An 11,505-nucleotide genomic window follows, 5' to 3' on the forward strand; every position below is an offset into this window, starting at 1 on the left:
CGAAAGTTGGCTGAATGATGCCCCTCGTTCAGCTCGTCGAACCCTCGCCCGTTCCGGCGCCAAGTGGCCAATGCCAGGGGCGCGTTCCCATTTGACGGGGCGCGCCCCGTAGTCCCTCCCGCACGCCGTTGTCGTGGCAGCATGTCTCCATCAAGAGTGCTGAGTTGTCCACAGGCTGTGGAGGCGGCGATGCGGTGGCTGGTGGGGTGGAGCAGTATCGCCGCGAGTTTCGGTGCGGGCTTCGCCGCCGCCGGGGCCGTCGGCGGCGATGACGAGAACCGCACCGTGCACCCCGTCGGCGCCCAACTGCTGTGGGGCGACCCCGATCCGCTGTGGGCGGTCGGCGACTGGCGTCCCGACGAGATCCGCCTCGTCAGCCTCGACCCCGGCTCCCGCCTCCCCGGGAGCACCCCCGGCAACCACTACGGCGGTGCGAACGGCGGCCACCACCACGGCGGTGCGAACGGCGGCTCCCACGGCGGGGCCCCCGTCGCCCGCCTCGCCGTCCTGGGCTGCTGCGCCGCCGACGACGACCAGCTCAGGCTCGGGCTGCTCGCCGCGCGCGGCGGCGCCATGCGCCACCTCACCGCCTGGCCGGGCAGCTACACCGCCGTCGTCCAGGTCGGCCGCCGCATCATCGTCACCGGCGACCTGGCCGGCGCGCGGCCCGTCTTCCACACTCCCTGGGCGGGCGGCACCGCGTACGCCACCGCCGCCCTGCCCCTCGCCGACCTCATCGAGGCCCAGCTCGACATCGGGCACCTCGCCGCCCTGCTCGCCTGCCCCGAAACCCCGGAGGCGCTCAGCGACTCGACCCCGTACGTGGGTGTCAGGCGCGTCCCGCCCGGCCACGCCCTGGTGCTGCGCGAGGGCTCCCGCGAGATCACCGGGTACGAACCGGTCGCCTCCCTCGCCGTCGCCGCGCCCCAGGTCGACCCCGACCGGGCGGTGGACGGCGTACAGGACGCGCTGGTCGAGGCGGTACGGGCGCGCCTCACCGCCCCCCGGCACGCCCCCGAGACCCTGCCGCCCGACCCCGGCCCCGTCCCCGGCATGGGCCCCGCCGAGCGGCGCGCCGCCCGCGGGGCCCCCGTCCCGGGCATCGGCGCCGACCTGTCCGGCGGCAGCGCGTCCGGGACGCTCGCGCTGCTGGCGGCCGGCCTGCCCGGCGTACCGGGCACGATCCTGGGGCAGGGCACCGGCGCGGGCGAGCGGCTGCTCGCCGTCACCTTCAACGATCTGGCCACCGGCGGGCGGGACGCCGAGGCGGAGCGGACCCGCGCCCGCGCCATCGCCGAGAACCCGCGCCTGCACCACGTCGTCGTCGCCGCGTCCGAGGAGGCCCTGCCGTACGCCGAGCTGGAAGGCCCCCTCACCGACGAGCCCGGGCCCTCCCTGGTGACCGCCGAACGGCACCGGCGGCGCCTCGCGGCGGGCAGCGCCGACCACTTCACCGGACACGGCGCACGGCAGGTGCTCGACGCCCACCCCGCGCGCCTGGCCGACCTGCTGATGGACCGCAGACGGCGCCACCTGCTGCGGCCCGTCACCGCCCTCGCCAAGGCCACCGGGCCCTCCGCCGGCTCCCTGCTCGTTCCGCTGACCGTCTACCGGGCGGCCCGCAGACTCGCCCGTACGCCCTACCGCGCCGGTCTGGAATCGGCCGCCGACCGGCTCCTGGAGGCCAACCGCAGCCCCGGCGCCCCCGGCGGGCCGCTCGGCGCCTCGCTCGCCGCCCTCACCTGGGCGCGGCCCGGGCCCGCCGCCCGCTGGCTCACCGGTGAGGCCCTCGCGGAAGTATCGGTTCGCCTCAACCAGGCCGCGACCAGACCCACGTCCGTCCAGCGCCCCGGCGAGGCACGCGCCCGGGCGGCCCTGGCCCGGTACGCGGCGGACCACCGCATCCTGGAGCAGGCCGCCGAGGTCCGCAGCCAGCGCCTGCACTCGCCGTTCCTCGACAACCAGGTCGTACGGGCCTGTCGCGACCTGCCCGAATCGCTGCGGGTCCGGCCCGGCGCCCGCGCGGCGATCCTCCGCGCCGTCCTCGCGGGCGCCGGCATTCACGACCTGCCGCCCGGCTGGGGCGCCACCTCCCACGCCCCGACGGCCGCCGCCAACCGGGCCGGGCTGCGGGCCGCGCTGCCTGGGCTGCTGGCCCTCTTCGAGGCCCCGCTCCTCGCGGACGCGGGCCTCATCGAGGCGCGGGTCGTCCGCAAGGCCCTCCGCGCCGCCACCGAGGGCGAGCCGGTCCCCCTGGACGGGCTCGCCGACCTGGTCTCCACGGAACTGTGGCTGCGCCGCCTGCTGGCCCGCCGGGGCACCTGCTGGACCGGCTCGGCGGCCCCCCGGCAGCGCGCCGTGGCCGGCGGGGTCCCCCCGCGCCCCACCCTCCGCTCCTGACCGCCGGGCGCACGCCCCGGTGCGGCACCGGGGCGTTGACGTACGGCGAAGGGCCAGGCGAGACCTTGCGGACACGACCTAGCCGCAGATGATCCGCGACTCCGCCCAGCCGACGGGCGCCACCGCGCCGAGGGGGGCGCCGGGAGCGGGTTCGACGACCAGGCGGACGGTGCCGATCCCGGTGACGGGGACGCGCACCGGTACGGCCGCGTCGCCGCCACGCAGCACCGGGGAGCGCCACAGCCGCGCCCCGTCCCCGTACACGGAGAACCGCACCGCGCCGAGCCCCAGCGCCATGTCGTCCACACCGGCGAACGCCCGGAAGGACGAGCAGGGGCGGTGCAGGTCGATGGTCAGCGACGAGCGGGCGCGCACGGTCACGCCGTGCCCGTACCGCCGGCCGCCGATCGACATCCCCCAGCGTTGCCACATCCAGCTCGACGCCCCGAGCCGGACCTCCGGCCCGGTGTGGTCGCCCTGGAGGTCGTAGCCGAGCCGGTCGACCCGGTACACGGCGGGCGGCGGGGAGGGCGGCACGGGCGCCGTCGGAGGGGCGGGCACCGGGGCCGGCGGGGCGGGTGGCGCGGGGCGTGGCGCGGGCGGCGGCGTGGGCGCGGGCTCCGGTGCGGCGGGGGCCGGCGACGCGGGTACGGGCGCCGGGGCGGACGGGCCGGCCGGCGCCGGTTCCGCCGGGCGGGCGCCCGGCCGGGCCACTGGTTCCGGCGCGGGCGCGGGGTCCGGGGGCGGGGCCGGGGTGCCCGGCTCGGCCACCGGCCGCGGCGGGGCGGGCCCGACGGCCGGTGGCCGCGCCTCCGGGCCCGCCGGGGGTCCGGGGCTGCCGGACAGGGCCCACACCAAGCCCGCCACGGCGGTGACGGCCACCGTCACCGCGATACCCGCCTTCGCCGGGGCACCGAGCCCCTCGGCGGCGGCGCCACCGGCCACTCCACCGGCCCCCGCCGCCGCACCACCCGCACCACCCGTCACGGCCGCCGCTCCCGCACCGGCGCCCACCGCACCCGCCGCGCCCGCCGCCCCACCGGCCGCCAGCCCGGCGGCCTTGACGGAGTACCCGGCCGCGAACCAGCCGACGACGGCGGCCGGCAGCAGCGCCGGGATCCCGGCGTTGACCTGCTCCAGCTCACCCGCCGCCAGCCTGCACCGGGCGCACTCCTCCAGGTGCCGGCGCAAGCCCCGCTCCGCCCGCATCCGCAACCCGCCCCGGGCGTACGCCCCGAGCCGGTCCGCGTACCGCGCGCAGTCCCCGCCCGCGGTCAGCGACCGGCTCACGTGCGCCTGCAAGTACGCCTGCTTCAGCCCTTCACGGGCCCGGCTGGCCAGCACCGCCGTGGCGTTGGCGGTCAGCCCGAACAGCGGCGCCACCTCGCTCGGCGACTCCTCCTCCACCGTGGTGTGCCACAGCACCGCCTGCCACCGCTCGGGCAGCGAACGGAACGCCCGCATGGCGAGCGACTGCTCGGCCTCGTGCATGGCCCGGACGTCGGCGCCCAGCTCCAGCGTGGCGGCGTCCGACACGGCCGACGCGCGCACCGCGTCCGCCGCGAACACCGCGAAGTCCTCGACCAACTGCTCCCGCCGGGACGTGCTCGTCCACGAGGCGGCCACCCGCCGCACCGTCGTCAGCAGGTACGCCCGCACCGCCTGCCGGGGCCCCGCTCCGCCGCGCACCGCCTGGAGGGTCCGGGCGAACACCTCCGCCGTCAGGTCGTCCGCGGTGTGCGCGTCACGGCAGCACGTCCGGGCGTAGCGCCGCACCGCCTCCGCGTGCCGGCGGAACAACTCCTCGTACGCGGAGTCGTCACCGCCGCGCGTCCGGCGGACCAGCTCGGCGTCCGACGGGGGCCGCTCGACGGGCGGCGGCAGCACCGAACCGGCGCTCCCGGCCGACCGGTGCTCGCGCTGCGCGGGCACGGGCGCCTCGACGTCGTCCCGCGCGGGCGGCGCCGGGGCACCGCCGGGCCCGCCCTGACTCGGCACCTTGGGCGAGGCCCCCACCGCGGGCGTGGACGGCCCGGACGCCGACGGCAACAACCCGTCCGCCTCCGTGGCCCCGCCGCCGAACGGCTCGTCGCGACTGTCACCGCTCATCGCGGAAGCCCCCGTACCACTGCCTCAGACCCGGACAGGGGTCAGAGTGCCACAGGGAACCGGCCTCGCCGGGGGCAAGCGCCCGTCAACCACCCGTCCGTGGAAACGACCCGAACGCCGGAACCGGAGCTGCCCCGTTCGGGTGACCCGCCTCCCCGGGCCACCCCCACGCCCCGCGCTCACGCCGGCCGGGAGCGGAGCCCTTCCAGCAGGATCTCCAGGAGCCGTGCCGACGCGGCGCTCTGCTGTGCCGCGTCCGGCAGCGAGGGCGCCGCCGTGGCGATGACCAGCAGCACGTCCGCCACCGTCACGTCACCGCGCAGCTCGCCCGCCTCCCGGGCCCGGTCGACCAGTTGGCCGACGACCTCCAGCAGCTCCGACGCACCCGCGTCGTCCAGCTCGGCCACCGGCACCGCACGCGGCGGGACCACCCGCAGCTCCGGCTGCCCACCGACCGCCGGGACGGCGGACCCCGCACGCTGCTGCGGCACCCGCGTCGTCTCCTCGGCCACGCCGACGGCCACCGGCGCCTCGCCCGGCTCGTCCACGCCCACGCGCAGCACGTGCGGCGGCAGCAGACGCCCCGCGCCCGAGGCGACGGACGTCCGCAGGAACCGGGAGAGCGCCGACCACGGCTCCTCCTCCTGCCCCAGGGCCGTACGCGCCTGCTCGGTGAGCCGGGCGGTCTCCTCCTCGGCTATCCGGCGCACCAGCACGTCCTTGCTCGGGAACCGCCGGTAGACCGTCCCGACCCCGACCCGCGCCCTGCGCGCCACGTCCTCCATCGGCGCCCCGTACCCGAGCTCGCCGAACACCTCCCGAGCCGCCCGCAGCACGTGCTCGAGGTTCCGCTGCGCGTCCACCCGCAGCGGCGCCGTACGACTCGACGGCCCGCCCGCTCCGACCCGGCCGCTCATCCCGCCGCCCAGCCCGTCCGCGGACGGGGACGTGGACGCCGATGCGACGGCGGTCGACCAACGCGAATCCTGAATATGCATGAATGTTCCCCCGGTAATGATGTGTCTCCCCCCGGAGACTCCCCCACCCTGACAACCGGGGACCGGTCCACACGCTCAGGTCATGCGCAGTGACCCGACTCCCCGACGACATACGAACATAGTTGAGTCGAGGTCAATTCAGAAGGGGCAGTTCCGACCGGTGCGCCCCCCGATCGGAGCAAGGACCGGAAGACTCCCGATTCTGCCCCCTCCCGCCACCCCTCTCCCGCCCCCTGACCTGCGGGCCTTTCGCCGTGCCCACCCTCCGCGCCACCCCGCGCCCCGCCCTGCCTCCGGTCACATGATGTGCCGGGCCTGTGGACAAACCCCGAAGCCCGTTGCGTCATGGGAGGGTGACCGAACCTGTGCGCATTCTCGTTGTCGGCGGTGGCTACGTCGGGATGTACACCGCGCTGCACCTCCAACGGCTGCTCAAGGCCGAGCTGAGAAGCGGCACGGCCCAGATCACGGTGGTCACACCGGACCCGTACATGACGTACCAGCCCTTCCTCCCCGAGGCGGCCGCCGGCAACATCTCGCCACGGCACGTCGTCGTCCCGCTGCGCCGGGTCCTCGACAAGTGCAGGATCGTCATCGGCGAGGCCAGGTCCGTCGACCACGCCAAGCGCACGGCGACCGTCACCACCCTCGCCACCGACGAGGAGGGCGCCGGGCCGGTCCAGCTCACCTACGACGAACTGGTCCTCGCGCCCGGATCCGTCTCCCGCACCCTCCCGGTCCCCGGCCTGGCCGAGTACGCCATCGGCTTCAAGACCGTCGAGGAGGCCATCGGACTGCGCAACCACGTCATCGAGCAGATGGACATCGCCTCCTCCACCCGCGACCCCGCCATCCGCGACGCCGCCCTCACCTTCGTTTTCGTCGGCGGCGGCTACGCCGGGGTCGAGGCGCTCGGCGAGCTGGAGGACATGGCCCGCTACACCGCGCGGTACTACCACAACATCAAGCCACAGGACCTGAAATGGGTCCTCGTCGAGGCGACCGGCCGCATCCTGCCCGAGGTCGGCGAGGACATGGGCAAGTACACCGTGCGCGAATTGCGCGCCCGCAACATCGACGTCCGCCTCGAAACCCGCCTGGAGTCGTGCGAGGACCGGGTCGCCGTCCTCAGCGACGGCAGCCGCTTCCCGACCCGTACCGTCGTGTGGACCGCCGGGGTCAAACCCGCACCCGTCCTCGCCCACACCGACCTGCCCCTGAACGAACGCGGCCGCCTCAAGTGCACCGCCCGCCTCGCCGTCGAGGGGGTCGAGCACGCCTGGTCGGCCGGCGACTCCGCCGCCGTCCCCGACATCACCGCCGACGAACCGGGGAGGGAGTGCGCGCCCAACGCCCAGCACGCCGTGCGCCAGACCAAGGTCCTCGCCGAGAACCTCGTCGCCACACTCCAGGGGCGGCCCCTCAAGGACTACGGCCACAAGTACGCCGGGTCCGTCGCCTCCCTCGGCCTCCACAAGGGCGTCGCCCACGTCTACGGACGCAAACTCAAGGGTTACCCCGCCTGGTTCATGCACCGGGCGTACCATCTCAGCCGCGTCCCCACCTTCAACCGCAAGGCGCGCGTGCTGGCCGAGTGGACCCTCGCCGGCCTGTTCAAGAGGGAGATCGTCTCCCTCGGTTCCCTGGAGCATCCGCGCGCCGAGTTCGAACTCGCCGCGGGGCCGCCGCCACCCGAACCCGACGACGAGGCGTCGAAGGGCGGAACCGCCGACGGCGGAGCCAAGTCCGACTGAGGGGAGCGGCAACGGGCCGCTCCTGACGACAGGGCGCCACCGACGAGGCGGAGTGACGACAGACGCCCGCTGTCAGTGCGGTCGGTCACACTGGACGTGTGACCATAGGTGGGCTCACACCTGCACAGAGTGACTCAGCACGGCAACGACACCATGAGGCATAAAGATCCGTGAACTTCACGCGTTGGAGCGCCCGGCTCCCCGGCACGCAGCGCCGTGCCGCCGCGCGCGGCACCGACCCCGGGGTCCCGCCGGCGCAGCGGGGCGACTCCGTACCCGCGGCGCGAGGTGAGTCCGACCAGCGGCTGGAGCCCGTGCCCGACGACGTCCCCGCCCTGGAGGACTTCTCCGTACGAGAGCTCCTCGGCCGCCTCCCCGGGCTCGTCGCCCTCACCTACGGCGCCGACCACCGCGTCGCGTACGTCAACGACGCCTACGCCGCCGCCTTCGGCCCCCGCCCGGCCGGCACGACGGTCGCCACCACCTGCCCGGAGCTCGCCGAGCTGGGCCTGCCGCCGCTGATGGACCAGGTGCTGCGCAGCGGCAGGCCCCGCACGGTCAAGTCCCGCCGCACCCGCGCGGGCGGCTCGTACACGGTGACCTGCCTGCCCGTCGGCCTGCGGGGGACGACCGGCTCCGGCGTCCTCGTCCACGCCGCGGACGTCACCGACCACGCCGAGGCGGCCGAGCGGCTGCGGGCCAGCGAGCGCCGCCACCGCGAGACCGCCGTCACCCTGCAAAGGTCACTGCTGCCCCAGGAATTGGAACAGCCCGACGACCTCCGCGTCGCCGCCACCTACCAGCCGGGCGGTACGGACGCGGCCGTCGGCGGCGACTGGTACGACGTGATCACCCTGGGCGCCGGCCGCACCGCGCTCGTCATCGGCGACGTGATGGGCCGCGGCGTCCGCGCGGCCGCCGTCATGGGTCAACTGCGCACCGCGGTCAGGGCCTACGCCCGCCTGGACCTGCCTCCCCACGAGGTGCTCCAGCTCCTGGACGGCCTCGCCGCCGAGATCGACGCCAGCCAGATCGCCACCTGCGTCTACGCCGTCCACGACCCCAATGAGGGCCGCCTCGTCTACGCCTCCGCCGGGCACCTCCCGATCCTCGTCCGGGACGAGGACGGCACCGTCCGCCGCGCCGAGGAACCGACCGGCCCCCCGCTCGGCACCGGCGGCTGGCTCCACACCTCCGGCACCATCGCCCTCCCGCCCGGCTCCACCGCCGTCCTCTACACGGACGGCCTGGTCGAGCGGCGCCGCGAGGACATCGACGAGGGCGTCGCATCCCTTGAGCGCGCCCTGTCCGGTGCCGACGGCACCCCCCAGGTCGTCTGCGACCGGCTGCTGCGGGCCCTCGGCGTCACCGCCGAGCACGACGACGACGTCGCCGTCCTGGTCTGCCAGCACCCGTCCCGGTCGGGCCCGGACGCCGAGCTGTTCCACAACGCCGCCCTCGACCTGCTCGGCGGCATCGAAGCGGCGCCACGCGCGCGTGCCTTCGCGTCCGGGGTCCTCTCCAGCTGGCGCTTCCCCGTCGAGCTGCGCGACCTGGGCGTGCTCGCCACCAGCGAGCTGGTGGCGAACTCCCTCCAGCACGGCACCCCGCCGATGCGCCTCAGACTCCGCCGCACCGACCGCCGCCTGATCATCGAGGTGACGGACGGCGACGACCACCTGCCGCGCCGCCGCCGCGCCGAAACGGAGGACGAGGCGGGCCGTGGCATCTCGATCATCGCCACGATCGCCTCGTCCTGGGGAAGCCGCCGGACCCCGGGCGGCGGCAAGGCGGTCTGGTGCGAGTTCGCCCTGCCGGGCTAGGTCAGGCGGCAGCCTCCACGGCCCTCTCCGGCGTGCGCTGCGCCACGACCCGCGACCCGGCCACCAGGTACGGGTGGTCCTGCGCCGGGGTGAGCCGCCTGCCGAGCCGCACCGCCAGCAGGGTGATGCCCAGCGAGAAGAGGACGAACGTCACGATGTACGGCCCGTGCAGCGCGGCCCCCATGGGCCCGCCCACGGCCGGCCCCACCGCCAGCGCGAGCTGCTTGACCAGCGCGAAGGCCGAGTTGTACTGCCCGACCATCGACTCCGGCGCCAGGTCGGCGACCAGCGGCGCCACGGTCGGCGACAGCATCGCCTCGCCCAGCCCGAACAGGCCGTACGTCACGATGAACGCGGCCGTCGCCATCGTCCGGCTGCCGTGCCCCAGCCCCGCGTACCCCGCGCACAGCCACGCCACGGTCCAGATCAGCCCGACCCAGGCGATCACCCGCGTCCGCCGGCGCCGCTCCACGAACCGCAGCACCAGGAACTGCGCGGCCACGATGACGGCCGTGTTCGCCGCCAGGGCCATGCCGAGCGCCGACGGCTCGATACCGGCGGCCTCGGTCCCGTACGCGGCCAGACCCGACTCGAACTGTCCGTAGCAGGCGAAGAACAACACGAAGCCCAGGACGCACAGCTGCACCATGGCCCGGTGCCCGAGCAGGGCCCGCAGCCCGCCGGCGGCCCTGCCCGCCGTAGGTGCCTGACCGATCGACGGCGTACGCGGCATGGACACGGTGGCGGCGATCCCGGCGAGGACCAGGAACATCGCGGCCTCGATCGAGAAGAGCAGCAGGAAGCTGCCGGGCCGGCTCTCGTCCACGAGCTGGCCGCCGATCAGGCCGCCGATGCCGAGGCCGAGGTTCTGGAGGAAGAACTGCATGGCGAACGCGCGGGTCCGGGTCGCGGTGGACGAGCACCAGACGATCATCGTCGCGAGCGCCGGCTGCATCACGGCCGTACCGGCCCCCAGCAGTGCCGCCGCGCCGACGACGGACGGGACGCTGCCCGCCAGCCCCATGCCCAGGGCCCCGACGGCGGCCAGCAGCGCGGCCCCCACCAGGACGGGCAGCGGGCCCCGGCGGTCGATGGCCCGCCCGGTGAAGGGGAGGACCACCAGAGCGGCCATGGCGAAGACCGCCAGCACGGCCCCCGCCGTACCGGCGCCCAGGTCCCGCACCTGAGCCACATACACATAGAGATACGGAACGGTGAACCCGAGCCCGAACGCGCTCAGCACGTTCCCCGCCTGGATCCGGCGCATCGCAGCGCCCATCGCCTTGGTCACACTCACCTACTTCGAAACCGGAGGACTCAGTCCTGAAGACTTCAACACTAAAGTTCGATGCTTAACTGTACACATCGAAGGACTTCAACGCCAACGAGTGCCATGGGATACTCCCCGCATGTCCGACACGCAGGAACCGAGCCTCGACGAGCAGATCGCCGCCTACCAGCGCGAATTCCGCGACCTCGACCCCCAGGTCGAGAAGGTGGTCTCGGCCCTCGGCCGGCTGAACCGCCGGATGAACGTCGCGTACGGCCGCCAGGTCGCCGAGCTCGGCATCAGCAACGCCGAGTGGGAGGTCCTCAAGCACCTCGTCCTCTCCGGCGCGCCCTACCGCCTCGGCCCCGGCGAGCTCGCCAAGCGCCTCGGTCTCACCCCCGCCGCCATGACCCACCGCATCGACCGCATGGCCGCCGAGGGCCTCGTCACCCGCGACCGGGACGAGAACAACCGGGTACGCGTGATCGTGGAACTGACCGACGAGGGCCGCACCAAGTGGCTGGAGGCCATGCGCATGGCCACCGCCTTCGAGGAGGACCTGCTCCAGGACCTCTCACCCGACGAGCGGGGCGCCCTGGGCGACATGCTGATCCGCCTGCTGCGCCGCGTGGAGCACGCCCAGCCGGACGCGGGCGGCCGGCTCACGGACCTGGACTAGCCGCCCTCGGGGCGGGGTTGACACACCCCTCCCGGATCCGTAAAGTTCTTCGGGTTGCCACGGAGCCGTAACGGTTCTGCGGCAGCCGATCCCGCCGCAGCAGCGGCAACCAAACTCAGCACGGACTCCCGACCGGGACGTATTTCGGCGTGCCGAAATACATTTCGAAGACTCGATTATGAGTCGCCCGGGAAATCCGCTAGGGTTTGAAACGTCGGAACGGCCCAACAGCCGGAAAGACAAACCCCGCTGACTGGGAATCAGGCCCGAAAGGATCTGATAGAGTCGGAACCGCCGGAAAGGGAAACGCGAAAGCGAAGAACGGCCCGGCAGCCCGCTCCAGCGGGTGGCGGAAACGGAAAACGGATCTGCTAAGCTGGAAACACGAAAGACCGAAGGGAAGCGCCCGGAGGAAAGCCCGAGAGGGTGAGTACGAAGGAAGCGTCCGTTCCTTGAGAACTCAACAGCGTGC

7 protein-coding genes are annotated in these 11,505 nt (G+C 74.5%); 4 read left to right on the forward strand and 3 right to left on the reverse strand.

Translation table 11 applies throughout. The features are described 5' to 3' along the window. The first annotated feature begins 189 nt into the window (after positions 1-189). Positions 190-2,400: an asparagine synthase-related protein gene (locus ACF068_RS26920; RefSeq protein WP_392276870.1), complete on the forward strand. Its 2,211-nt coding sequence runs from the start codon at positions 190-192 to the stop codon at positions 2,398-2,400. A gap of 78 nt (positions 2,401-2,478) precedes the next feature. Here the strand turns inward: ACF068_RS26920 and ACF068_RS26925 are convergent, their stop codons facing one another. Beyond that, positions 2,479-4,509, reverse strand: a complete 2,031-nt coding sequence (locus ACF068_RS26925) for a sigma-70 family RNA polymerase sigma factor (RefSeq protein WP_392276871.1) — start codon at positions 4,507-4,509, stop codon at positions 2,479-2,481. A gap of 179 nt (positions 4,510-4,688) precedes the next feature. Then, a complete protein-coding gene (locus ACF068_RS26930) occupies positions 4,689-5,507 on the reverse strand; it encodes a TetR/AcrR family transcriptional regulator (RefSeq protein ID WP_392276872.1) in 819 nt (272 codons plus the stop codon). Positions 5,508-5,860: 353 nt separating this feature from the next. Between ACF068_RS26930 and ACF068_RS26935 the strand changes: the two genes are divergently transcribed. Continuing rightward, positions 5,861-7,261, forward strand: a complete 1,401-nt coding sequence (locus ACF068_RS26935; RefSeq protein ID WP_392276873.1) for an NAD(P)/FAD-dependent oxidoreductase — start codon at positions 5,861-5,863, stop codon at positions 7,259-7,261. A 170-nt stretch (positions 7,262-7,431) separates the two neighbouring features. Further along, a complete protein-coding gene (locus tag ACF068_RS26940; RefSeq protein ID WP_392276874.1) occupies positions 7,432-9,084 on the forward strand; it encodes a SpoIIE family protein phosphatase in 1,653 nt (550 codons plus the stop codon). Between the two features lies 1 nt (position 9,085). Here the strand turns inward: ACF068_RS26940 and ACF068_RS26945 are convergent, their stop codons facing one another. Beyond that, positions 9,086-10,363, reverse strand: a complete 1,278-nt coding sequence (locus tag ACF068_RS26945; protein WP_392276887.1) for an MFS transporter — start codon at positions 10,361-10,363, stop codon at positions 9,086-9,088. Between the two features lie 130 nt (positions 10,364-10,493). On the opposite strand from ACF068_RS26945, the gene ACF068_RS26950 reads away from it, so the two are divergent. Next, positions 10,494-11,033, forward strand: a complete 540-nt coding sequence (locus tag ACF068_RS26950) for a MarR family winged helix-turn-helix transcriptional regulator (protein ID WP_392276875.1) — start codon at positions 10,494-10,496, stop codon at positions 11,031-11,033. Positions 11,034-11,505: the final 472 nt, after the last annotated feature.

It is taken from the genome of Streptomyces sp. NPDC016309 (assembly GCF_043077235.1).
Classification (GTDB): Bacteria; Actinomycetota; Actinomycetes; order Streptomycetales; family Streptomycetaceae; genus Streptomyces.